A 21,940-nucleotide genomic window follows, 5' to 3' on the forward strand; every position below is an offset into this window, starting at 1 on the left:
ATGGGCGTGACGCTCGAAGGCAAGCTCGTCGTTGCCATCTCCTCGCGTGCGCTGTTCGATTTCGAGGAAGAGAACGAGGTCTTCGAAACCGGCGACGACCGGGCGTACATGAAGTTGCAGCTCGACCGGTTGGACCAGCCCGCGCTGCCGGGCGTGGCGTTCTCGCTGGTGCACAAGCTGCTGGCCTTCAACGACGCGAATGCCCAGCGCGTGGAGGTGGTCATCCTCTCGCGCAACGATCCCGTCTCGGGCATGCGGGTGTTCCGTTCGGCGCAGCACTACGGCCTGCCGATCCAGCGCGGCAGCTTCACGCGCGGCCAGCCGCCCTGGCGCTACCTGCGGCCGTTGCGGGCCAACCTGTTCCTGTCCACCCACCTGGCCGACGTGCGCGCGGCGCTCGACGCCGGCGTGCCCGCTGCGCAGGTGTATCCGCAGTCCGTGCATGCGGGCGACGCGCACCCGCACGAGGTGCGCATTGCCTTCGACGGTGACGCCGTGCTGTTCTCCGACGAAGCCGAACGCGTGTACCAGGCGCAGGGACTCTCGGCCTTCCAGGCGCACGAGGCCACGAACGCCAGCCTGCCGCTGGCGGGCGGCCCGTTCAAGCCGTTGCTCGAAGCCCTGCATCGCCTGCAGAGCGAGGGCACACCCCTCATGCGCGTGCGCACCGCGCTGGTGACCGCGCGCAGTGCGCCGGCGCACGAGCGCGCGATCCGCACGCTGATGAACTGGAACATCGAGGTCGACGAAGCCATGTTCCTCGGCGGCCTGCCCAAGGGCGAATTCCTGCGCGAGTTCGAACCCGACTTCTTCTTCGACGACCAGACCGGCCACATCGAGTCCGCGTCCCTGCATGTCCCCGCTGGCCATGTGGCCAGCGGCATCTCCAATCCCTGAACAGGTGACCCCATGACCCTGCGCGAGAAATTCCGGAGTTTTCGAGAATTTGCCGGCAAGGTGCATAGGCTCGCCGCGCCCTACTTCCACTCCGAGGAAAAGTGGAAGGCGCGCGGTCTGCTGGCGGCCATCGTGCTGCTCAACCTGGGCGCGGTCTACATGCTGGTGCTCATCAACGAATGGAACCGCGTGTTCTACGACGCGCTGCAGAACAAGGACGCTGCAACGTTCTGGCGTGAACTCGGTCGCTACACCTACCTGGCCTTCGGGTTCATCATCATCGCGGTCTACCGCTTCTACCTCACGCAACTGCTCGAGATGCGCTGGCGCGCCTGGATGACCGGTCACTACCTCGACCGATGGCTGTCGAACAAGGCCTTCTACCAGCTCGAACTCTCCCGCTTTGCCAAAGGTGAAAATGCGCCACCCGACAACCCGGACCAGCGCATCGCCGAAGACATGAACCTCTTCACCAGCTACTCGGTGACGCTGTCGATGGGCCTGCTCAACGCGGTGGTCACGCTGGTGAGTTTCGTGGGCATTCTCTGGACGCTCTCGGGCAGCTTCGCCTTCAACATCAACGGCAGCGAATACACCATTCCCGGCTTCATGGTGTGGATGGCGGTGCTGTACTGCCTGCTGGGCAGCATCGCCACGCACTACATCGGGCGCCCGCAGATTGCGCTGAACTTCAAGCAGCAGCGCTATGAGGCGGATTTCCGCCACCATCTGGTGCGCGTGCGCGAGTACAGCGAATCGATCGCGCTGGACAAGGGCGAGCCGGTGGAGCGCCAGCAGCTCGGCGGCCGCTTCAGCACGCTGCTGGCCAACTACCTGAAGCTCATCAACGCGCAGAAGCGACTCATCTGGTTCACCAACGGATTCGGGCAGGCCGCCGTGGTGTTTCCCTTCATCGTGGCAGCGCCGCGTTTCTTCAGCGGCGCCATCCAGCTCGGGCAGTTGATCCAGATCTCGTCGGCCTTTGGCCGCGTGCAGGATTCGCTCTCGTGGTTTGTCGACAACTACAGCAGCCTGGCCGTCTGGCGCGCCACCACCGACCGCATCACCAGTTTCGAAGAGAGCTTCCAGGCGCTGCCCGTGCCCGCCACCGACACGGCCGCCCACGCCCACACCGAAGACGCACTGGCCGTGGACGACCTGCAGCTCGCGCTGCCGGGCAACGTGCCCTTGCTCTCGGCGCAGGGCCTGCACATTTCGCCGGGCGACACGGTGCTGGTCAGGGGGCCCTCGGGCAGTGGCAAGTCCACGCTGTTCCGGGGCCTCGCAGGCATCTGGCCCTGGTCCGAGCGCCGCCTGCGCATGCCCAAAGACTTTGCGGAACGCGCCATGTTCCTGCCGCAGCGGCCGTACTTCCCTCACGGCCCGCTGCGCGACGCGCTGGCCTATCCCGAACCGGCCACGAAGTACAGCGACGCCGACCTGCAACAGGCGCTGCGCGAAGCGCTCCTGCCCGACCTGGCCGCCCGCCTGGATGAACACGACACCTGGGGCCAGAAGCTCTCGGGCGGCGAGCAGCAACGCCTGGCGATTGCACGCGCCTTGCTGAAGAAGCCGCGCTGGCTGTTCGTGGACGAAGCCACCAGTGCGCTGGACGAAGCGGCCGAGGCCACACTCTACGCGCGACTGCAGGCCCTGGTGGCGGAGTCGGACGGCGCGCTGGTCTCGATTGCGCACCGACCTGCGGTGGCGCAGTTCCACCAGGCCCAGTGGACGCTGGAGCCCGGTGGCGCAGCCGGGGCGCGCTACCGGCTCGCGGCCAGCTGAGCCAGTGGATCCTGCGCCCGCAGTGGTGCAGGATCGATCGCGCTGCGGGCGACCAGTGAATCGCACGCCGCTTGCGCCAGGGCAAGGGCATGCCAGCCGTCCTCGAAGCTGGCGCCGGCCACGCGCCCGGTCTCCAGCGATCCGACGAACGCATCCCACTGGTTCACAAAGGAACGCAGGTAGCCCAGGATCGGTGAATCGTGGTGCAGCGGCAGGCGCGCGGTGCCGATGCGGTCCGAGCGCTGCAGCGGAGCGCCCAGGCCGTTCTGCAGACTGAGCTTGCCCTCTGAGCCAAACACCTCGACGCGGTGGTCCAGGCCGTACGCACAGCGTCGCGCGTTCGTGATGTGGGCCGCCGATCCATCGGCAAAGGCCAGCTGCACCATGGCGCTGTCGATGTCGCCCTCGGCCGCCAGGCCCGGATCGATCAGGGCCGCGCCCTGCGCGAACACGCTGGCGGGCTCGGCGTCCAGCAGAAAGCGCAACAGATCGAAATCGTGGATGGTCATGTCCCGGAACAGCCCGCCGCTGTCCCGGACGTAGCGGTAGGGCGGCGGCGAAGGCACCCGCGTGATGACGTGGACACTCTCCACCCGGCCGACCTCGCCGTCGCGTATGGCCTTTCGCAAGGCCACGAAGTGGTCGTCGAAGCGGCGGTTGAACCCGATCTGGACATGGGCCGTCCGTTCCCTGATGAGCTCGTGGCATTGCTGCACGCGCGCGAGCGAAAGATCGATGGGTTTCTCGCACAGCACCGGCTTGCCCGCCGCCACACAGGCCGCGATCAGGTCGGCGTGGGTGTCGGTGCTCGAGGCAATCACCACCGCGGCCACCGCAGGATCACCGAGGATGTCGTCCACCGAGCTCACGGCCCGCGCGTCGTGCCGCAGCGCCAGCGCGCCGGCCAGGCGGGCGTCGACATCCTGCACCAGCGCCAGCGTGCAGCGGGGATGCTGGTCGATGATCTGCGCGTGCAGCATGCCGATGCGGCCTGCGCCGATGAGTCCGATTCCGAGTCTGGCCATGGCGTTCTTCACAGGATGGCGCCCTGGCGGCCAAGCTCCTTGCGCACGCGTTCAACCAGCCCTTCACCATCCTTCCCGTCGGCCTGCAGTGCGGCCGACACCCCGGCTGCGTGGCCGGTCGCAAACGCGGTGCCCATGACGCGCACCGATGCATAGGCCCTGGGATCTGCACCGATGACCCGTCCGGCCAGTCGCAGGTTGTCCAGTCCGTGGGCCATCAGCGCGGCGTGCGGCACGTCGAAGAAACCCTCACCGCCCAGGTGCACCCACTTCGCGCGGCCGGGTGCTTCGTGGAATTCCATGGGCCAGGCGGCACGGGCAATGCCGGTCTCGTCGCGCCGACCCGCCAGCGCATCGGCCTCGGTCACGTCGCGCTGCGACGCCGGCCGTCGGCTTTCGCGAATGCCGAGTTGCGGGCCGGTGGACAGCAGGCTGGCCTTTTCGAAGCCGGGCATCTGCCGCAACAGGCTCACGAAATGCCAGGCGGCCTCTCGCGCCTGCGATTCGGCGCGCGCGAGGTCGGAACCGCTCAGCCCATCGGTGCGCAGGTCGATGGTCAGCGACCAGCAATTGCCGCTCAAGGGCAGGCGGAACATGGCGCCACCGTCTTCGCGCGAAATGGGTGCGAGGCCGCTCTGGTTGTGGGCCTGGATGAGCGGCCGCAGCAACGCAGCGTCTGCCACCACGCCAGGGGGCACGCCGCCGATGCGCAAGGGCAGCGATGCGGGTTGCAGCGGGTCGCCCGCCGCGCCGTCCTGCGTGAGGGGCACGCCGGCAAAGGCACTCAGGCAGGCGTGGCCGCTGGCGTCGACGAAGCAGCGGGCTTCGATCTCGCGCAGGCCGAGGTAGTCCAGCACGCGGATCGACTCGACCCGGCCGTCGCGCACGCTCGCATCGGCCAGCTGGGTGTGCAGCAGCACGTCGACATCGGAGCGCCCGGTCAGACGGTCGAAGGCCAGCTTGGTAGCCTCGGGATCGAGCAGGACGATCCAGGCACCGCTGCGCGCGCGCCAGGGGTCGATGGGCACACCCAGCAGTTCCAGTTCGTCGAGCATCTCCTGACCGATGCCCTGCACCATGCGCACGGGCTTGTCACCGAACAGGAAGAAGCCGCAATAGGCCAGCACCTGGGAGTGCGTGGCCGCCCCGCCCTGGAACGCGTGCCGCTCGATCAGCAGCGTGCGGGCGCCGGTGCGCGCGGCGGCGATCGCGGCGGCGGTGCCACCGGCACCCGCGCCCACCACCACCACGTCGTAAGTCAGCCTCGGGCGTGCGCTCATTCGGGCTGGATGCCAGCGGCCTGGATCACTTTCCCCCACATCACGGTTTCGCGCTGGATGACGGTGGCCAGTTCGGCGGGGCCGGTGCCCGAAGCGGCAAAGTGCTGGACCTGGAGCGTCGCCTTGAATTCGGGCGAGGTGATCACCTTGTTGAGCTCGGTGGCGAACCGCTCGACCACCGCGGGCGACGTGCGTCCCGGTGCCAGCACCGCATGCCAGGCCACCGCCTCGAAATCCGGGTAGCCCTGCTCGGCGATGGTCGGCACCTCCGGCATGGACGCGAGTCGTTGCGCCGACGTCATGCCCAGCGCCACGAGCTTGCCCGCCTGCAGGTGGCCCACGGCCACGCTGGGCACCATGAAGGAGACCTGGATCTGGCCGGCCAGCATGGCGGTGACGGCCTGCGGGGAGGACTGGTACGGCACGTGCACGATGGAGAGGTCGGCACGGGATTTGAAGAGCTCCATGGCCAGGTGCGTGCCCTGGCCGATGCCGGTGCTGGCGTAGTTGTAGGTGCCGCTGTTGCGGCGGGCCAGTCGCACAAAGTCCCCGAGGTTGTTCACCCCCAGACGGCTGTCGGCCACCAGCAGGAAAGGCGCCTTGGCGACCTGCGTCACCGGTGCCAGGTCGGCCACGGGGTCGTAGGAGAGCTGCTTCATGAGCCGGGGTGCCGTGACAAGGGGCGACTGCGTGGTGAAAACGAAGGTGTGGTCATCGGGTGCGGCCTTGGCCACCAGCCCGGTGCCCAGCGTGCCGCCCGCGCCACCCTTGTTGTCGATGACGATGGGCTGCCCCAGCACGGTCTCAACGCGCGTGGCGAGCAGGCGGGCCACCACATCGGGCGAGCTGCCCGCCGGATAGGGCACGACCATGCGAACGGGTCGCTGGGGCCAGGCACCGCCCTGCGCCATGGCACGGGGAAGATACCCCAGGGAAACGGCGCCCGCAGCGATCGCGGTGCGCAGGACTTCTCGACGTTGCATGGCAGGTCTCCTGTCTTCGAAGTGTCTGGTCGACCAGCGCAGTATTTGGCGATCGTGATAGAACGCCAAATACTTTGAATTTCGCCATCGGTAACTTCTGTTTATGGCCTTGTCCAACCCACGCAGCAGGATCAGCGAGCGACAGATCGAGGTCTTTCGCACCCTGATGATCTCGCGCACGCTGAGCGCCGCGGCCAGGCGGCTGTTTGTCTCGCAGCCGGGCCTGAGCGTGACCCTGCGCCGGTTCGAGGAGCAACTGGGCACGAAGCTGTTCGAGCGCATCGGGGGGCGCCTGGTCCCGACCGAAGAGGCCCTGCGCATCTTCGAAGAAATCGAGCGCGTGCACGGCCGCTTCGGCCAGCTGATCGAATCCATCCAGTCGATCGTGCGCGGAGACAAGGCGGTGTTTCGCTTCGGCACGTCGCCCAGCGTCAGCCAGCAACTCGTGCCCGCGGTGCTCTCGCGCCTGTCGCGCCAGTCCCCTGGCCTGCGTTTCCAGTGCGACGTGCTGGGCGAGAAGGGGATCCGCGACTACCTGTGGTTCGGTCACGGCGCCTGCGTGCTCACCATCGCCGAACTGGACGACCCCGCCCTGGCGCGCGCGGTGGTCACCAAGGGCCGCCTGATGGTGCTCCTGCCACGCGACGATGTGCTGGCCACGCGCAAGAGCCTGGCGCCGGGGGAACTGCAGGGTCGCCCGCTCATTTCATTCGAACCCGAAACGCCCCATGGCCGCTTCATTGCCGCCACGCTGGCCAAGACCCGCTGCCACCTGGAAGTGACCATCTACGTCCACGTGGTGCAGCTCGCCATTGCCATGGTCCGGGAAGGCCTGGGCGTGGCCATCATCGACGAGTTCGCCGCCATCGGCTGTGGCGCTCTGGGGCTGGTGGCCGTGCCGCTGCAACGCAGCGTGCCGGTGCCGGTGCACGTCTACTGGTCCCGCCTGAGACCCCTGCCGCGCGGCACGGAGGCCTTCATCGAAGCCCTTCGTTTCGTGGCTTCGCCGCGTCGACGCACGTCCTGATTTCAGACCACCGGCGCGGCGAAATTTGCCCAACCCCTGGCCCGCAACTCGCACGCGGGACAACCACCGCAGCCGTATCCCCACACGTGGCGGTGCTCCCGGTCGCCGAGGTAGCAGGTGTGGGTGTGCTCCACGATGAGGTTGACCAGCGCGTTGCCGCCACCCACCAGGCTGGCCGCCTCGCCCAGCTCGTGGGCCAGGCGCCATGTGGCGGCCTTGTCGATCCACATCAGCGGCGTCTCGATCAGGAATCGGTGGTCCATGCCCAGCGACAGGGCCACCTGCAATGCCTTCATGGTGTCGTCGCGGCAATCGGGATAGCCGGAGAAATCGGTCTCGCACACGCCGGTGACGATGACCTGGATGCCGCGGCGGTAGGCCAGTGCCGCGGCCAGCGTCATGAAGAGCAGGTTGCGCCCGGGCACGAAGGTGTTGGGCAGGCCGCTCTCTTCCATGCGGAAGGCCATGTCGCGCGTGAGCGAGGTCTCGCTCACCCTGCCGAGCACGGCCAGATCGAGAACGTGGTCCTCACCCAGGCGCTCGGACCACGCCGGGAACCGCTGGCGCAGCTCGCGCAGCACCACGTGGCGCGCCTGCATTTCCACATGGTGGCGCTGGCCATAGTCGAAACCAATGGTTTCCACGCGGGTGTATCGGGAGAGGGCGTGGGCCAGGCAGGTGGTGGAGTCCTGGCCGCCAGAGAACAGCACCAGGGCGCTGGTGTGATGAGGAGTGGGATGCGGCATGGGGCAAATGGTAGCGCCCCGAAAGCGGTGCCCTCTCCAGGAACGCCGCGGAACCGGCTTTGCCGGGCCGCAGGCGTTGCCCCCTTGAGGGGGTGACGCGCCGCAGGCGCGGCGCGGGGGCGGGCCCAAATCAAGTCATCCGTTCGGACCGCTTGCTCGCGTGGTCGCGGCTCGTGGCCAGCATGCGGATGAGCGCGCGGTTGGCGTGCTCCAGGCTCACGTCGTGCCGCTGGCAGATGGCGGGCACGCGGTGCAGTTGACCCGGTTCGCCCAGCGCGCGCGCCACGTCGAGCAGCGGGTGGTACGGCCCGTCGTGGCGCAGCAGGGCATCGAACACGCGCCCGGCCAGCGGCAGGCGGTGCAGAAGATCGCCCAGCGGCTGGTGCAGCAGTCGGTCCAGCTGGGCCAGCAGCGCGGTGGTGTAGACCTCGCCACGCAGGTTGTCGTCGGACCCGGTGGCCAGCAGGTGCTGGGCCAGGCGCGAGCGCATCACCATGGCGTAGCGCACGGGGTGCAGGTCGCGGTCGGGTTCGCTGCCGGGCAACTGCTCCACGAGCCAGCGGCCGAGTTCGCGAAAGCCCAGCATCATCAGCGCGTGGCGCAGCGACGCGATTTCATGACGCAGCCCGTAGGCGGCGGAATTGACGAGCAGCAGGATGCGGTAGACCAGCACCGGGTCCTGGCGCACCAGCCGCTCCAGGTGTTCGAGCGAGCCGTCTTCGTCTTCGGTGGCGCGCAGCACCTGCCGGATCACGTCGCCGTCGTAGTTCAGGGGCTGGTGGCGGTGCGCGTACAGCACGTCGTTGTCGGGCCAGCCCAGCACGCCCCATGCACCGGCCTGGTCCAGGCACTGGCGCGCCAGCGTGGCGCTGGTGACGCCCTCGACCAGCTGGCCGCTCAGGCCCGCCGGTGGCGCCGATTCGGCACCCAGACGCAGCAGGTTGCGCGTGTCCACGCTGGCCACGGCCTGCCCCTGGACCGATTCCAGGTCGGTGTGGCGCAGCAGCCGGTGGCCTCGCTTGCCGGCCGCGGAAAGACGGGCGAGCGTCTCCGGATCTTCGTACCAGGTGCCGGGCACTTCCAGCCACGTGTTGTGCACCGGCGGGCAGACCATGGCCTGCTGCAGCAGCTTCGGGCTTTCCACGGCAAGGATGAGCACCGGGGCGCTCGCCGGCCAGTCGTCACCCAGCGCCTGCATGAGGTGCGTGGCGTCGACCGACTCCGGATGCACCGCGCGCACGCCCAGGCGAACAGCCGCGAGTTCGCGGCCCCGGTTCCAGACCGGTTCGTAACCCAGCGCGACGCTGTCCAGGACGGTGTGACTCAGCATGAGGCGCGTGCCTTCATCAGATCACCGAGAACAGCGACAGGCGCTGCACCTGCGCATACGACTTGATGGCAGCCTCCAGACCCACTTCCATCGACTTGAAGTCGGAGAGCCCCTGGACCATGTCCATCTCTTCCAGCCTCGCCTTCTCGGTCTTGAGGTCGAGGCTTCGGTCCTCCATGAGGCCGCCCAGCGAATCGGAGCGGTTGAGCCATTCGCCAGCGCGACCGCGCGCCATCAACACGCGGTCGTGCCCGGCGTCGAGTTCGGTCATGGCGCGTGCGAGGCCTTGCGACAGCGCGGCGCTGTTGCCGGCGGAGGGGCTGCGCAGCGCATTCACGGCGTCCTGCACCACCTGGAAGAGGTCGGTAGGTCCGCTGGCCGGAGCGACGTCGATGCGGTCGCCAGCGGCAGGCGTGCCGCGCATCTGCAGCGACAGGCCGTCGAAACTGATGGTGCCACCGGCCACATAGGGAACCCCGGTGTGACCGGCCACCGGTGTGCCCGTGGTGGTGTTGGTGACGGTGTACTGGAGCGTGCCGGCCACGTCGGCGATGTCGATGCGGTAGGCGTCACCGGTGAGCAGGGTGGGATCGGCCACCTGGCCCATGTCGGTGCTCATGCCGCCGGTGTTGGCCGGATCCAGCCCAATGGTGAAGGTGCCGTTGCCCTGCGGCACGCGCATCCAGATGGCCTCGCCATCGAAGGCTTGCGGCAGCGACGCGGCACCGGCCGCCGCCTGGCCGCGCTGACCCTGGAACTGCACACCCGCACCGCTGGGGCCGTACAGGTCCACAAACGGGGTGGCGGCGCCGCCGAGACCGCCATAGAGGGTGCGGCCCGCGCTGTCCTTGCGGTTGGCCACGGCGATGAGTTGTTCTCGCAGGCCTTCGAGCTGCCGGGCCACGTCTTCACGTTCGCTGCCGGTGAAGGTGGCATTGCCGGCGGAGACGAGCAGGTCGCGCACCTTGATGATCAGTTCGCTGGACTCGGCCAGTCCGCTTTCGGCCTGCTGCAGGCTGGTGGTGGAGGCATCGAGCGCGCGCAGGTCGGCCTGCGTGCGCGAAAGGCGGTTGGCCGCGGTCTCGGCCAGCGTTGCGGCCACGGGATCGTCGCTGGGCCGCATCACGCGCTTGCCGGTGGTCAGGTTTTCCTGCAGCTTGGAGAGTTCGGCCTGGCGCCGCGTGAGCAGCGAGATGGTGTTGTCGTAGGCATTGGCGGTGGAGACTCGCATGGTGGTGTTCCTTATCGACCAATCGTCTGCAGCAGGCTGTCGAAGGTGCTCTGCGCCACCTGGAGGAATTTCGCCGCCGCCTGGTAGGCCTGCTGGTACTGCAGCAGGCGCGCGGCCTCTTCATCCAGGTTCACGCCCGCCACATTGGCGCGCGCCGTCTCGGCGGTGGTGGCCACCTGGCCAGAGAACTCGGCGGCGAACTGGGCACTCTGCACGCGCGTGCCCACGTCCGAGAACAGGCTCACGTAGCCGTCGGCCAGTGGCACGCCCTCAAAGGTGGCGCGGTCGCGCAGCGCGAGCATGGCGGTGGCGTTGCCGGCGTTCTGCGTGGTCGAACCCGGTGGCGCCGCACCCACACTGAAGCTGTCGCCAGCGGTGGGGCTGCCGCGCAGGGTGAGGCTCCAGCCGTTGAACACCATCGGCTCGCCGGGCGTGAAGTTGTAGCTGGCCGGCGGGCCGGGGTTGTCGGGCGCAGGATTTCCCGGGCCCAGGCCCGTGGCCGTGAAGGTGCCGTTGGCGAGGAAGGTGATCGTCACCGGATCGGTGAGGTTGGCCGAGGCGCTGCTGGCGTAGAGGCTTTCCACGCTCAGGCCGGTGTTGTTTCCGGTGCCGGGTGTCACCAGCACGGGGCTGGAGGCGGCCAGCCGGTCGGGCGATCCGATGGCCAGCTGAAGGTCGCGCGCCGCGGCCTCGAAAGGCCGCACCTTGAAGCTGTCTCCGGGCACGGCGCCCGCGGTGTCCAGGTTGAAGGTGAGGCCGTCCACCTCCGTGGGCAGCGCGGGAACCGAGGTGACGTTGCCATCGGAGAGGCGCACAACGCTGATGCCCGCCGCCTCGAAACGGACTTCGTAATCCGATGCGATCAAGGCCGCCGGGTTGCTCACGCTGGCGCTCACGGCACCGGTACCGGTGTTGCCCGCTGCGGCCTTGCCCAGCGCGGTTGCCGGCGGCACGAAGAAGTTCTGGCCCGGGTTGCCCTGCAGGTCCACACCTAGCGTGTGCTGGGCGTTGACGGTGCTGGCCGTGGCCAGGGCCATGCGGCCCAGCAGGTTCTGCACGTCCACCAGGTCGTCGTTGAGGAATTTCATGAGCCCGGACAGCTCGCCGCCTCCCAGGGTGGCGTTGTCCATGGGCGTCGAGGCGCCGCCCTGCACGAAGGCAATGCCGATGCGCGACGGGTCGGCGGGATCGCGGGCGACGGCCAGCTCGTTCGCGGTCTGTCCCAGCACCAGCGGCTGGCTGCCGGCCACGAACACGCTCACGGTGCCGTTGCTGGCTTCCACGGTGCTGATCTGCACCTTCTTGCCCATTTCGCGCAGCAGTTGATCGCGCTGGTCCAGCAGATCGTTGGGGGCGTGGGTCTGGCTGCCCGCCTCGGTGAGGCGCTTGTTGATCGTCGCCAGCTCCTTGGCCATGGTGTTGACGGAGGTCACCGTGCCATGGACCTGCTGTTGCGTGGTGGCGGCGAGCGCATCCAGCGTGCCGGCCGTGTTGCGCAGGCGGGAGGCGAATTCTTCAGCCCGCGCGATGGTGACCACCCGCGCGGTGAGGTTGCCCGGCGAAGACGACACATCGCTCCAGGCGTTGAGCATGTCGTTCATGGCCGCGCCCAGGCCGGAGGTGCCCGTGGGAAAGGCGGCCTCGAGCTGCTCCAGACGCGCCAGGCGCAGGGCATCGGACGCGGCCACCGCGCCGGTGGTGCGCGCTTCCCGGGTCAGGAACTCGTTGTGGGCGCGCTCCACGGTGGAGATGTCCATGCCCTTGCCGAAGTAGCCATTGCCCATCTTCTGGTAGCCAGAGGACGTGAGCTCGATGTTCTGGCGCGAATAGCCCGCGGTGTTGACGTTGGCGATGTTGTGGCCGATGACCTGAAGGGCGGCGAGGTTGTTGGTGAGCGCGCGTGTGGCGATGTTCAGGGAAGACATGCGGGACTGGCCTCGTTATCCCTGCGCTCTTTGCAGGCTCAGGGTGGTGTTGATGGCGCGGCTCAGCTTGGCGGCGTACTGCGGATCGGTGGCGTAGCCGGCCTTCTGCAGGCCGGTGGCGAAGCCCTGCACCGAGCCCAGTTGCTCCATGACCTGGCCATAGCGCGGGCTCTGGCTGATGAGCTGGGCGTAGTCGCGGAAGGAATCGGCGTACGAGTCGTAGGCGCGGAACTTCGCGGTGACCTTGCGCGGCTCGCCGTCGATGTACTCGGTGGTCGTGATCTCGGCGACCTTGCCCTTCCAGTTGCCCGTGGCCTTGATGCCGAACAGGTTGTGCGAAGGCGTCCCGTCGGCGTGACGGATCTCGCTGCGGCCCCAGCCGGTCTCGTGGCCGGCCTGGCCGATCATGAAGCTGGCGGGAATGCCCGACTCACGCGCCACTTCTGCTGCCGCCGCTCCATGCTGGTCGACAAAGCCCGCCTGCCGCGGGCCCACGCTGGCGCGGCCCACGGTGCTGGTCTCGCCCGATTCCGGCAGCGCGCTGGAGGCGTCGACACCCTTCATCTGGCGGGCGAGCTGGCGTTCGATGGCTTCGGACAGGCCACCGGGCAGGCCGGAGAGCTGTACCGAGAACTGCTGGTCCAGCAGGTCGGTCCCCATGTCGCTGCCCTCGCCGTCCATCAGGCCCGACTTCTGCGTCGCCTCGCGCATGCTCTTGATCAGCTCGCGCATGAACAGCGATTCGAACTGTTTGGCGGCTTCCTTCAGCGCGGCCTTGTCGTTGCCCTTGCCCGAGCCGTAGCGCAGCGCGTTCAGCGCTGTCGGGTCGGCGGCGAGGCCGGTGGGCTTGAGGGCGTTGGCGTTCATGGCAGCTTGATCCCGCGCAAAGCCTTCGACAGGCTCAGGCCGAACGGAGACTGGAGCAAGCGAGCGAGAAGATTTCCGTTCGGGCTGAGCCTGTCGAAGCCTTCGCCCACACGTTGGTCAGTCTGAACCAGTGCTCCGTACAACATCAAATCACCTCGAGTTCGGCGTTCATGGCGCCGGAAGCCTTGATGGCCTGCAGGATGGCGAGCAGATCCTGGGGGGTGGCGCCCAGCGAATTGAGGGCGCGCACCACGTCGGCGAGTTGCGGCGCGGCGTCGATCTGGATGAGCGACCCCTTGTCCTGGCTGATCTGGATGTTGGCCTTCTCGGCCACCACCGTCTGCCCACCCACCGACAGCGGATTGGGCTGGCTGATGACCGGCGTGGAACTGATGCTCACCGACAGGTTGCCGTGCGACACCGCACAGGCGCTGAGCGTGACGGCCTGGTTCATGACGATGGAGCCGGTGCGCGAATTGATGATCACGCGCGCCATGGGCACCGCCGCATCCAGGCGAACCTCTTCCACGCGCGCCAGGAAACCGACGCGGGCGGATGCATCGGCCGGCGCGCGCAGGCGGATGACGCGGCCATCCACGGCGCTGGCCACGCCGGCACCCATGGCCTTGTTGATGGCGTCGGTCACACGGCTGGCGGTCTGGAAATCGTTGGAGCTCAGGCCGAGATCGATCGTCTCGCCCAGCGCGAACGGCGTGGCCACGGCGCGCTCCACCTGGGCACCACCGGGCACGCGCCCTGCGCTCAGGTGGTTGATCTGCACCTTGCTGCCACCGGCCGACGCGCCCGCACCACCGACCAGCAGGTTGCCCTGGGCCAGCGCGTAGATCTCGCCGTCGGCGCCCTTGAGCGGCGTGGTGATGAGCGTGCCGCCGCGCAACGACTTGGCGTTGCCGATGGAGGACACGGTGACATCGATCGTCTGGCCAGGCTGCGCGAAGGCGGGGAGCTGCGCGGTCACCATGACCGCCGCCACGTTCTTCAACTGCATGTTGGCCCCGGGCGGCAGCGACAGGCCGAGCTGCTGCAGGTAGTTGTTCAGGCTCTGCGCGGTGTAGGGCATCTGGGTGGTCTGGTCGCCCGTGCCGTCCAGCCCCACCACCAGGCCATAGCCCGTGAGCTGGTTGGAGCGCACGCCCTGCACCGACGCGATTTCCTTCACGCGGATCGCCTGCGCAGCCGCCGGCAGCGCCACGGCCACGGGAAGCAGGGCCAGGGTCAGCGTGCGCAAGAAGATAAAGAGGGATTTCACCGCGAGGTTCCTATGAGGACAGTCCGTGGTCCATTGTGGTGGCGTGTCAGAACGGCAGAACCGTCAAAAAGAACCGTGCCAGCCAGCCAATTGAAAGCGCTTCGCCCTGAGCACCGCGCCCGCGCGACTCGATGCGCGCGTTCGCCACCTGCGTGGACGCGACCACGTTGCCGGGTCGGATCTGTTTCGGATCGACCGTGCCGGAGAAGCGCAGCACGTCCACGTTCTGGTTCACGCCGATCTGCTTTTCCCCCACCACCAGCAGGTGGCCGTTGGGCAGCACTTCCTGCACCGTGGTGGTGATGGAGCCCGAGAACGTGTTGGCGCTCTGCGTGCTGCCGTCGCCCGAGAACTTGTTCGATGAATTGGCGCCCACATCCAGCTTGCCGAGCAACGAACTGCCTGGGCTGATGAAGGGGATGGCCGACACGCCGGCCGAGGCCTCGCCCGAACGATCGATCGAAGCCGACGAACTCTGGCTGGCGTTGATGCGCTCGGTGATCTGGATGGTGAGGGTGTCGCCCGGCAGCCGGGCGCGCGGATCCTCGAACGCGGGCCGGTAGCTCGCGGCCTGGAACAGGCCACCGCTGGGCGACACCGTGGTGGCCGGCGCGGCCAGGGCCGGTGCCTGCGCATAACGCACCGGCGCGGCCGGCACCACGTCGACCTGGGGCGTGCGCTGCAGCGTTTCGCAACCGGTGGCGAGCAAGGCGAGCAGCAGGGTGAAGGCGATGCGCATGGCGAATCCTCAGAGTTGGCTCAGGCGTTGCAGCATCTGATCCGACGTTTGAATGGCTTTTGAATTCATCTCGTACGCACGCTGCGTCTGGATCATGGTCACCAGCTCCTGCACGACGTTGACGTTGGAGGTCTCGACGAAGCCCTGCATGAGCGTGCCCATGCCGGCCGAACCGGGTGCACCGTTGATGGGGTTGCCCGAGGCCAGGCTCTCGGCATACAGGTTCTGACCCATGGGCTCAAGACCGGCCGGGTTGATGAAGCTGGCCAGTTCGATCACGCCCACCTGCTGCGGCGCAGCGTTGCCCGGCATCTTGATGGTGACCACGCCATCGCTGGAGACCGTGATGCTCTGCGCCTCGGCCGGCACGGTGATGCCGGCGGTGAGCGGGTAGCCGCTGGAGGTAACGATGCGGCCCTGCGCGTCGGGCTTGAAACCGCCATCGCGTGTGTAGGCCGTGGTGCCGTCGGGCATTTCCACCTGGAAGAAGCCGTTGCCGTTGATGGCCAAGTCCAGCGGGTTGTCGGACTGCTGCATGCTGCCCTGGCTGAAGTTGCGCGTGGTGGCCACGGTGCGCACGCCCAGGCCCACCTGCAGGCCCGTGGGCAGCTCGGCCTGCTCGGCGGAATTGGCACCCACCTGGCGCAGGTTCTGGTACATGAGGTCCTCGAACACGGCGGATGCGCGCTTGAAACCGGTGGTGGAGACGTTGGCCAGGTTGTTGGAAATCACATCCAGCTGCATCTGCTGCGCCTGCATGCCGGTCTTGGAAATCATCAGGGAGTTGATCATGGTGTTTCTTCCTTGTTCAGCCGTTCATGCTGAGGAGCTGGCTGGCGGTCTTGTCATTCGTTTCGCCGTTCTGCAGCATCTTCATCTGCACCTCGAACTGGCGGGCGACGGCGATCATGCCGATCATGGCTTCCATGGGATTCACGTTGGAGCCTTCGATGGCACCGTCCTGCAGGCGGGCCACGTCGCTGGCGGGGAGCGGGTCGCCCTCCAGGCCACGAAACAGGCCGTCGGCACCGCGCCTGAGCGGGTTGTCCTCGTCGGGCACCACCATCTTGATGCGCCCCACGGTCTGCGGTGGCTCTTCGCCCACCCGGGTGCTCACGGTGCCGTCGGTGGCAATGTCCACACGCGCGCCTTCGGGAATCACGATGGGGCCGCCGTCCCCCAGCATGGGCATGCCCTGCGGGTTCACCAGCGTGCCATCGGTATTCACTTCAAGGGCACCAGCGCGGGTGTAGGCCTCGGTGCCGTCGAAGGCCTGCACGGCAAAGTAGGCGTTGCCCTGCGCTGCCACATCCAGGTTGCGCCCGGTCTCGCTGACCGCGCCCGGCAGGTTGGAGTGGCCAGCCGTGGCTTCGAGTGCGAACACGCGGGTGGTCGCGCCATCGCCGCGCACCGGCACGGCGCGAAAGGTGGAGAGTTCGGCCCGGAAGCCCGGCGTGGAAGCGTTGGCCAGGTTGTTGGACAACACCTGCTGGCGATGCTGCGCGGCGTTGGCGCCGGTCATCGCGGTGTAGATCATGCGGTCCATGCGGGGCTCCTTGAAGTCGTCAGATCAGGCGTTCATCAACGCATGTTCAGCAAGGTGCTGAGGACCTGATCCTGCGTCTTGATGGTCTGTGCGTTGGCCTGGTAAGCGCGCTGCGCGGTCATCATGTTCACCAGCTCGCCGGTGAGGTCGACGTTGGAGTCTTCCAGGGCGCCGGCCCGGATGCCGCCGAAGTTGCCCGAGCCGGGCTCACCGCGCACGGGCTCACCGGAAGCGAAGGTGGCCGTCCAGTTGCCGCCACTGGAGGGCGAAAGGCCCTGCGTGTTGCGGAAGTTGACCAGCGCCACCTGGCCGGCAGCGCGGGTTTCGCCGTTGGAATAGCTGCCGGTGACCACGCCGGTCTCGTCGATGGTGAGGCTCACGAACTCGCCGGGGTAGTAGCCGTCCTGGTCGAGGTTGTGGATGGCGAAGCTGGTGCCGAACTGGCTGGCGTTGCGCAGATCGAGCGTGACCGGGAACGTGACCGCCGGGTCGTTGGGCGAGGCCAGGGTGATGGTGGGCAACGGCGTGATGGAGGCAGGATCGATCGATCCATCGGCGTTGAAGTTGAGTTCGAGCGGCGGCACGAAGGCGGTGGGTGCGCCGCCGTTCACGCTGGTGTACACCTCCCAGGTGTTGTTCGCCGTCTTGGAAAAGGCCAGGCCCACGGGCACTTCCATGCCCTGCGGGTCGTACGCCACGATGGATGTGCCGTAGGTGGTGATGGGCGTGGGCGGCGTGACGCTGGACGCGATGGGCGCGCGGGCATCCAGGTTGAACTCGGCCATGATGTTGCCGGTCTGGCGCGCCGGGATCGGGGCGCCGGTGGGCAACGTGAGCGGCTGGCTGTCGAAGCTCAGGCGGTTGCCGGCGGCGTCGGTGGGGTAGCCCATGAGCTGGCCGCCCTGCTGGTTGATGATGTTGCCGTCGGGATCGAGCTTGAACATGCCGGCGCGCGTGTAGGCCAGCGTGCCGTTGGGCTGGGTGACTTCAAAGAAGCCGTTGCCGTTGATGGCCAGGTCGAGGTCGTTGCCCGTGACGGTGATGTTGCCCTGCGTGAAGAGTTGCGAGACCGTGGCCACCGTGACGCCGATGCCCTTGTTGCTGCCGCCCGCGGCATTCACCGAGCTCGCATAGAGCTCGGCGAACTCGGCGCGAGAAGTCTTCATGCCCACCGTGTTGGCGTTGGCGATGTTGTGGCCGATCACGTCGAGGTTGCGGCTGGCGCTGTTCAGACCGGAGAGACCTTGCTGGAATGCCATGGTGATGTCCTTGAGGGGGGAATGGGGTGTGGATGCGGAAGGGGTTCAGGGGCTCACATGAACGCGAGAACCTGGTCGTAGGTGCGTGAGCTGCCGTCCTGCAGCAGCATCTGGATGGAGCCGGAGGCGAAGCTCACGGAGTCGACGGACAGGCGTTGCAGCGCCAGCGCACTGACCGACTGCGTGCCATTGAGGGCACGAACCTGGAAGCCCTTGACGGTAGCGGGATCGATGCCGGCGGCGTTCCAGTCGAAACCGTGCAGGCCGGCGTTCATGGCACCCATCTGCAGCGTGTCGATGACCTCGCCGTTGGTGCCCATGATGTCCACGCGCACATCGGTGGCCTTGGCATCGAGCGAGAACGCGGCCTTGGCGGTGTCGCCCTTGAACGTCAGCGTGGAACCGGGCAGCAGCGCTTCGCGGCCGATGAGGGACGTGCCCTGCAACTGCGTGAGCGAGGAGAACTGCGTGGCCATGCCCTTGAGCGTGGCATTGAGTTCCTGGATGCCGCTGACCGTGTTGATCTGCGCCATCTGGGTCGTCATCTGCGCGTTGTCCATCGGATTCAACGGATCCTGGTTGTTCAGCTGCGCCACCAGCAGCTTGAGGAACCGGTCCTGTGAGGCCGCCGGATCCATGTTGTTCTTCGCGGTCGTGCCGGTGGTGTTGCCCGGCGTGGTGCCGAGCGTGGTGAGGTCGAGTGGCTGGATGAACATGCTTATTGCCCCATCTGCAGGGTCTTGAGCAACAGCGACTTGGCCGTGTTCATGACCTCGACGTTGTTCTGGTACGAACGCGAGGCGGAGATCATGTTGACCATCTCCTCCACCGGGTTCACGTTGGAATGGGTCACGTAGCCTTCACCGTCGGCGCTGGGGTGCGCGGGCTGGTATTCACGGCGGCCCGGCGTCTGGCTCTCGACAATGTCTTTCACGGACACGCCCGCGTTGCCCTGCCCGCCCATGGGTTCGGTCTGGAACAGGATGTGGCGCGCCTTGTAGGTCTGGCCATCGGGCCCGGCCACGGCATCGGCGTTGGCCAGGTTGCTGGCCACCACGTTGAGCCGCTGCGACTGCGCGCTGACCGCGCTGCCCGAGACCCCGAAGATGGAAAACATCGACATGGCTGGTTCCTTTCAGGCTATTGCCCGGTGATCGCGGACAGCATCGTCTTGACGTGTCCGTTGATGAAACGCAGCGTGGATTCGTAGCGCACGCTGTTGTCCACGAAGCTGGCGCGTTCGCGGTCGAGGTCGACCGAGTTGCCGTCCTGGCTGGGTTGGGTCTGCACCGTGTAGGCCAGATCGGGCTTGCCGCCTTGACCGCCGCCCACCTGCATGTGCCGCGCGTCGGTGGCCGCCACGGTGGAGCCGCCCAGGCCGCCCGAGGCGTTCTTGAGCGCCTGCGCGAAATCGAAATCCCGCGCCACGTAGCCGGGGGTGTCTGCGTTGGCGATGTTGCTGGCAATCACCTGCTGGCGCTGCGAGCGCAGCAACAGGGCGTTGGCATGGAAGTCCAGCTTAGCGGTCATCTGTTCAAGCATGTTCACCTCTGCGGGGTGGGAAGGCCGGTACCGGGACCGGGGCGTGAAGGAATTATGAAAATCTTGAGGGTCGGCAATGGGCCGAACAAGCGCCGCTTTGCAAGGCATTTCCCGGCTTTGGGCTGCTCCCGGCGCGCCTACAGTGATCCCCTGAACCCGCCCGAACGCTCCAGGAGATGCCCATGCCGAACGCCTTTTGCACCCCGCACCGCGCCGTCTGCGCCGTGCGCTGGTCGGGCCTGCTGCTGGCTTTCCTGTTGCTGGGCCGCATGGCCCACGCCGGCGAGGTCGAGGTGCTGGAACAGACCGCCCGCGAGTGGATCGAGCCCGCGCTGGCCGCCAGCCTGCCCGCCGATGGCAGCGCCCCGCTGCGCACCGAGGTGGACATCGGATCGCTGGACAGCCGCCTTCGCCTGGCGCCCTGCGACAAGGTGGAGGCCTTCATGCCCCCGGGCTCGCGGCTGTGGGGCCGCAGCCGCGTCGGCCTGCGCTGCGTCGAAGGCGCGCGCCGCTGGAGCGTCTACCTGCCGGTGACCGTCAAGGCCTTCGGGCCGGCCTGGGTGCTCAAGCGCGCCGTGGGCGCGGGCGCCACCCTCACTCAAGAAGACGCCGAACTCGCCGAAGTGGACTGGGCGGCCCACCGCGCAGGCGTGCTGGCCGCGCCCGAGCGCTGGGTGGGGCTGGAAACCGCCTTTCCCCTCACCCCGGGCCAGCCGCTGCGCGAACACATGGTGCGACCCATGAAAGCCTTCGAGGCAGGCGCCCAGGTGCGTGTCATGGGTGGCAGCGGTGGCATTCGAATCAGCGCCACCGGTCAGGCCATGACCACGGGCCTGGTGGGCCAGAACGCCCGGGTCCGGCTGCCCGGCGGCAAGGTCGTGAATGGCCTGGTGCAGGCCGACCAGACCGTCGAGTTGGCACTTTGAGCCGGGCATCCCCCACGCACTCCAGGGCGTGACGGATTGCGCAAGACTGCGCAGCAAATATGTTTAAAGTCTGCTCAACCCCGGTCGATAGTTTCATGACATTGCCCTGAAACCAGGGCCTGGAGCGTGAAATGAAAGTCGATTCCTCACCCGATTCGTATATAGGTTCGGTGGCTGGCGGCCCGCAGAAGGCGGCCGACAAGCCCGTCTCTGGCGCTGAAGCCGTCGCCGGCGTGCCCGCTGGCAAGCCCCAGGCGGCCGGTGTGTCGGTGACGCTGTCGTCTGCCACCGTCTCGGCCATGGGCCCCGGTAGCGGCGGCGAGGTGTTCAACGCCGAGAAGGTTGAAGCCATGAAACAGTCGATTGCCAACGGCACGTTCCAGGTGAACGCCGAGGCCATCGCCGACAAGATGCTGGCCAATGCGGCCGAAATGCTGTCAGGCGCCCGCGCCTGATCCCACCTCAGGAAAACACCATGACCTCGCCCGCCACCAACAACGCCCACCCCTGGATCGCCGCGCTGAAGAACAGCCTGGACACCCTGGAGACGGCACTGTTGCAGGGCGACGCAGCGGGCGTGGAACAGGCCAGCGCAGCCATGCAGTCGGTGTTGCAGCAGGCTCCCAGGACCAGTGAATTCGCCGTGCCCGGCAGCACCCTGCGGCACGACATGCAGAACGCTGCCCAACGGTTCGCCCAGCTGCGCTCAGCCGTGCTGCGCGCCACCGCCCAGAGCGAACGCGCCGTGGGCAGCCTGCTGCCCCAGCAAGCCCTGCAACGCCAGCCCACCTACGGCCGCATCGTCAAACCCAACGCCCTGGGTGGCGCGGGACGCGGCTACGTGCGCGCCTGAGCGATCCGCCTTTCCGAATGAACGGCCCCTCGAGGGCCGTTTTTCATGGGTGCATCTTCGAACGCCGTACCTTCACCGGTTCTGCTGGATCCACCGGCTCAGCGCGTTGAACAGGGGGTAGCGGGCGTTCTGGTCGTTGACCCCGGCCCAGACAAAGTCCATGTGGACCTCGCTCACGAACACCTCATCGAGCGTGTCGGGGTTGATGGCCACGAGCTGAAGATAGGGTTTGTTCTCGCGTTGCACGCGCTTGAAGTGCACCCACAGGAAAGGCTTGTAGGCGCGGTAGAGCTTGTTCACACCGATCGGCTCGTTCAGGCTGGGCACCTGGTCCTGCAGGCGGTTGGCGATCACGATCTTCTGCAGGTCGTCGTAGCTCACCACCTGGTCGAAATAGCCCAGTGCCCGCATCTGGTCCACGGCGTAGGTGCCGCCCCCGGAGACGAAGACCATGCCCTTGTGCTGGGCCAGCGGGAACTTGCGGGAGGTGACCACGGTGGCCTCGGTGACCGTGCCCTTCTGGGACTTGATGAGGCCCGTCTGCGGGTCCACTGGGGCCACTTTCAACTGGGTGCCGCAGCCCACCAGCAGGACAGCAGACAAGGCAATGGCAGACAGGCGCAGGCGCATGGGGTGGTTCTTTCGGTGAATGAAGGTCGGACAGCGGCAGGGATTATCCGACCCTGCGCGGCCCCTTCGTCAGACCTGA

General features: G+C 67.4%; 23 protein-coding genes. 6 read left to right on the forward strand and 17 right to left on the reverse strand.

The features are described 5' to 3' along the window. Positions 1-897: a 5'-nucleotidase gene (locus ACTIEY_RS04220; RefSeq protein ID WP_439517834.1), complete on the forward strand. Its 897-nt coding sequence runs from the start codon at positions 1-3 to the stop codon at positions 895-897. Positions 898-909: 12 nt separating this feature from the next. Continuing rightward, on the forward strand, positions 910-2,682 hold the full coding sequence (locus tag ACTIEY_RS04225; RefSeq protein WP_439517835.1) for an ABC transporter ATP-binding protein/permease: 1,773 nt from the start codon (positions 910-912) through the stop codon (positions 2,680-2,682). Here the strand turns inward: ACTIEY_RS04225 and ACTIEY_RS04230 are convergent. The 3 genes from ACTIEY_RS04230 to ACTIEY_RS04240 are packed head-to-tail and all read right to left on the reverse strand — an operon-like array spanning position 2,661 to position 5,970. Beyond that, positions 2,661-3,707: a Gfo/Idh/MocA family protein gene (locus ACTIEY_RS04230; RefSeq protein ID WP_439517836.1), complete on the reverse strand. Its 1,047-nt coding sequence runs from the start codon at positions 3,705-3,707 to the stop codon at positions 2,661-2,663. The genes ACTIEY_RS04225 and ACTIEY_RS04230 overlap by 22 nt on opposite strands. Positions 3,708-3,715: 8 nt before the next feature. Beyond that, positions 3,716-4,987: an FAD-dependent oxidoreductase gene (locus ACTIEY_RS04235; protein ID WP_439517837.1), complete on the reverse strand. Its 1,272-nt coding sequence runs from the start codon at positions 4,985-4,987 to the stop codon at positions 3,716-3,718. Further along, complete coding sequence (locus ACTIEY_RS04240; protein WP_439517838.1) at positions 4,984-5,970, reverse strand: Bug family tripartite tricarboxylate transporter substrate binding protein; 987 nt, start codon at positions 5,968-5,970, stop codon at positions 4,984-4,986. The genes ACTIEY_RS04235 and ACTIEY_RS04240 overlap by 4 nt, the downstream gene beginning before the upstream one ends. Before the next feature lie 103 nt (positions 5,971-6,073). Here ACTIEY_RS04240 and ACTIEY_RS04245 point away from each other — a divergent pair, with 103 nt between their 5' ends. Further along, complete coding sequence (locus ACTIEY_RS04245) at positions 6,074-6,997, forward strand: LysR family transcriptional regulator (RefSeq protein ID WP_439517839.1); 924 nt, start codon at positions 6,074-6,076, stop codon at positions 6,995-6,997. 2 nt (positions 6,998-6,999) lie between these two features. Here ACTIEY_RS04245 and queC read toward each other — a convergent pair whose 3' ends face one another. The 13 genes from queC to flgB all read right to left on the reverse strand — a co-directional run bounded on the left by queC (position 7,000) and on the right by flgB (position 19,452). After that, a complete protein-coding gene (queC, locus tag ACTIEY_RS04250) occupies positions 7,000-7,743 on the reverse strand; it encodes a 7-cyano-7-deazaguanine synthase QueC (RefSeq protein ID WP_439517840.1) in 744 nt (247 codons plus the stop codon). 130 nt (positions 7,744-7,873) lie between these two features. Further along, positions 7,874-9,073, reverse strand: coding sequence for an HDOD domain-containing protein (locus tag ACTIEY_RS04255; protein WP_439517841.1), 1,200 nt, complete (start codon positions 9,071-9,073; stop codon positions 7,874-7,876). 16 nt (positions 9,074-9,089) lie between these two features. Next, positions 9,090-10,304, reverse strand: a complete 1,215-nt coding sequence (flgL, locus tag ACTIEY_RS04260; RefSeq protein ID WP_439517842.1) for a flagellar hook-associated protein FlgL — start codon at positions 10,302-10,304, stop codon at positions 9,090-9,092. Between the two features lie 11 nt (positions 10,305-10,315). After that, positions 10,316-12,229 (reverse strand): flagellar hook-associated protein FlgK, encoded by a 1,914-nt coding sequence (gene flgK / locus ACTIEY_RS04265; RefSeq protein ID WP_439517843.1) that lies wholly within the window; start codon positions 12,227-12,229, stop codon positions 10,316-10,318. Positions 12,230-12,244: 15 nt separating this feature from the next. Continuing rightward, a complete protein-coding gene (gene flgJ, locus ACTIEY_RS04270; RefSeq protein ID WP_439517844.1) occupies positions 12,245-13,096 on the reverse strand; it encodes a flagellar assembly peptidoglycan hydrolase FlgJ in 852 nt (283 codons plus the stop codon). 145 nt (positions 13,097-13,241) lie between these two features. Then, positions 13,242-14,366 carry a flagellar basal body P-ring protein FlgI gene (locus tag ACTIEY_RS04275; RefSeq protein ID WP_439517845.1) on the reverse strand — a complete coding sequence of 375 codons (1,125 nt, stop codon included), beginning with the start codon at positions 14,364-14,366 and terminating at the stop codon, positions 13,242-13,244. Between the two features lie 46 nt (positions 14,367-14,412). Further along, positions 14,413-15,105 carry a flagellar basal body L-ring protein FlgH gene (locus ACTIEY_RS04280; protein WP_439517846.1) on the reverse strand — a complete coding sequence of 231 codons (693 nt, stop codon included), beginning with the start codon at positions 15,103-15,105 and terminating at the stop codon, positions 14,413-14,415. A 9-nt stretch (positions 15,106-15,114) separates the two neighbouring features. Then, positions 15,115-15,897, reverse strand: coding sequence for a flagellar basal-body rod protein FlgG (gene flgG, locus ACTIEY_RS04285; RefSeq protein ID WP_439517847.1), 783 nt, complete (start codon positions 15,895-15,897; stop codon positions 15,115-15,117). A 16-nt stretch (positions 15,898-15,913) separates the two neighbouring features. Continuing rightward, positions 15,914-16,651, reverse strand: coding sequence for a flagellar basal-body rod protein FlgF (gene flgF / locus ACTIEY_RS04290; protein ID WP_439517848.1), 738 nt, complete (start codon positions 16,649-16,651; stop codon positions 15,914-15,916). Positions 16,652-16,686: 35 nt separating this feature from the next. Next, the gene (flgE, locus tag ACTIEY_RS04295; protein WP_439517849.1) at positions 16,687-17,910 is read right to left on the reverse strand and encodes a flagellar hook protein FlgE; all 1,224 of its coding nucleotides are present in this window, start codon (positions 17,908-17,910) and stop codon (positions 16,687-16,689) included. Between the two features lie 53 nt (positions 17,911-17,963). Beyond that, positions 17,964-18,626, reverse strand: a complete 663-nt coding sequence (locus ACTIEY_RS04300) for a flagellar hook assembly protein FlgD (RefSeq protein WP_439517850.1) — start codon at positions 18,624-18,626, stop codon at positions 17,964-17,966. Between the two features lie 2 nt (positions 18,627-18,628). Further along, on the reverse strand, positions 18,629-19,033 hold the full coding sequence (gene flgC, locus ACTIEY_RS04305; protein ID WP_086122604.1) for a flagellar basal body rod protein FlgC: 405 nt from the start codon (positions 19,031-19,033) through the stop codon (positions 18,629-18,631). Between the two features lie 17 nt (positions 19,034-19,050). After that, positions 19,051-19,452, reverse strand: coding sequence for a flagellar basal body rod protein FlgB (gene flgB / locus ACTIEY_RS04310; RefSeq protein ID WP_439517851.1), 402 nt, complete (start codon positions 19,450-19,452; stop codon positions 19,051-19,053). Positions 19,453-19,634: 182 nt separating this feature from the next. Between flgB and flgA the strand changes: the two genes are divergently transcribed. The 3 genes from flgA to ACTIEY_RS04325 all read left to right on the forward strand — a co-directional run bounded on the left by flgA (position 19,635) and on the right by ACTIEY_RS04325 (position 21,231). After that, positions 19,635-20,378 (forward strand): flagellar basal body P-ring formation chaperone FlgA, encoded by a 744-nt coding sequence (gene flgA, locus ACTIEY_RS04315; RefSeq protein WP_439517852.1) that lies wholly within the window; start codon positions 19,635-19,637, stop codon positions 20,376-20,378. Positions 20,379-20,509: 131 nt separating this feature from the next. Beyond that, entirely contained in the window at positions 20,510-20,833 is a 324-nt protein-coding gene (flgM, locus tag ACTIEY_RS04320; protein WP_439517853.1) for a flagellar biosynthesis anti-sigma factor FlgM, read from the forward strand. A gap of 20 nt (positions 20,834-20,853) precedes the next feature. Beyond that, positions 20,854-21,231, forward strand: coding sequence for a hypothetical protein (locus ACTIEY_RS04325; protein ID WP_439517854.1), 378 nt, complete (start codon positions 20,854-20,856; stop codon positions 21,229-21,231). Between the two features lie 72 nt (positions 21,232-21,303). On the opposite strand, the gene ACTIEY_RS04330 is transcribed toward ACTIEY_RS04325, so the two are convergent. After that, entirely contained in the window at positions 21,304-21,861 is a 558-nt protein-coding gene (locus ACTIEY_RS04330) for a hypothetical protein (RefSeq protein WP_439517855.1), read from the reverse strand. Positions 21,862-21,940: the final 79 nt, after the last annotated feature.

Origin of the sequence: Hydrogenophaga sp., from assembly GCF_051858985.1 — a bacterium.
Taxonomy (GTDB): Bacteria; Pseudomonadota; Gammaproteobacteria; order Burkholderiales; family Burkholderiaceae_C; genus Hydrogenophaga.

Bases quoted from the DNA above. Each gene is read 5' to 3' on its own strand.
- flgJ (WP_439517844.1), bottom strand. From the start codon at position 13,096: ATGAACGCCAACGCCCTCAAGCCCACCGGCCTCGCCGCCGACCCGACA.
- flgG (WP_439517847.1), bottom strand. From the start codon at position 15,897: ATGATCAACTCCCTGATGATTTCCAAGACCGGCATGCAGGCGCAGCAG.
- ACTIEY_RS04280 (WP_439517846.1), bottom strand. From the start codon at position 15,105: ATGCGCATCGCCTTCACCCTGCTGCTCGCCTTGCTCGCCACCGGTTGC.
- flgF (WP_439517848.1), bottom strand. From the start codon at position 16,651: ATGGACCGCATGATCTACACCGCGATGACCGGCGCCAACGCCGCGCAG.
- flgB (WP_439517851.1), bottom strand. From the start codon at position 19,452: ATGCTTGAACAGATGACCGCTAAGCTGGACTTCCATGCCAACGCCCTG.
- ACTIEY_RS04245 (WP_439517839.1), top strand. From the start codon at position 6,074: ATGGCCTTGTCCAACCCACGCAGCAGGATCAGCGAGCGACAGATCGAG.
- ACTIEY_RS04220 (WP_439517834.1), top strand. From the start codon at position 1: ATGGGCGTGACGCTCGAAGGCAAGCTCGTCGTTGCCATCTCCTCGCGT.
- ACTIEY_RS04230 (WP_439517836.1), bottom strand. From the start codon at position 3,707: ATGGCCAGACTCGGAATCGGACTCATCGGCGCAGGCCGCATCGGCATG.
- ACTIEY_RS04325 (WP_439517854.1), top strand. From the start codon at position 20,854: ATGACCTCGCCCGCCACCAACAACGCCCACCCCTGGATCGCCGCGCTG.
- ACTIEY_RS04330 (WP_439517855.1), bottom strand. From the start codon at position 21,861: ATGCGCCTGCGCCTGTCTGCCATTGCCTTGTCTGCTGTCCTGCTGGTG.
- ACTIEY_RS04225 (WP_439517835.1), top strand. From the start codon at position 910: ATGACCCTGCGCGAGAAATTCCGGAGTTTTCGAGAATTTGCCGGCAAG.
- flgE (WP_439517849.1), bottom strand. From the start codon at position 17,910: ATGGCATTCCAGCAAGGTCTCTCCGGTCTGAACAGCGCCAGCCGCAAC.
- ACTIEY_RS04300 (WP_439517850.1), bottom strand. From the start codon at position 18,626: ATGTTCATCCAGCCACTCGACCTCACCACGCTCGGCACCACGCCGGGC.
- ACTIEY_RS04255 (WP_439517841.1), bottom strand. From the start codon at position 9,073: ATGCTGAGTCACACCGTCCTGGACAGCGTCGCGCTGGGTTACGAACCG.
- flgK (WP_439517843.1), bottom strand. From the start codon at position 12,229: ATGTCTTCCCTGAACATCGCCACACGCGCGCTCACCAACAACCTCGCC.
- flgA (WP_439517852.1), top strand. From the start codon at position 19,635: ATGCCGAACGCCTTTTGCACCCCGCACCGCGCCGTCTGCGCCGTGCGC.
- queC (WP_439517840.1), bottom strand. From the start codon at position 7,743: ATGCCGCATCCCACTCCTCATCACACCAGCGCCCTGGTGCTGTTCTCT.
- ACTIEY_RS04235 (WP_439517837.1), bottom strand. From the start codon at position 4,987: ATGAGCGCACGCCCGAGGCTGACTTACGACGTGGTGGTGGTGGGCGCG.
- ACTIEY_RS04240 (WP_439517838.1), bottom strand. From the start codon at position 5,970: ATGCAACGTCGAGAAGTCCTGCGCACCGCGATCGCTGCGGGCGCCGTT.
- flgM (WP_439517853.1), top strand. From the start codon at position 20,510: ATGAAAGTCGATTCCTCACCCGATTCGTATATAGGTTCGGTGGCTGGC.
- flgL (WP_439517842.1), bottom strand. From the start codon at position 10,304: ATGCGAGTCTCCACCGCCAATGCCTACGACAACACCATCTCGCTGCTC.
- flgC (WP_086122604.1), bottom strand. From the start codon at position 19,033: ATGTCGATGTTTTCCATCTTCGGGGTCTCGGGCAGCGCGGTCAGCGCG.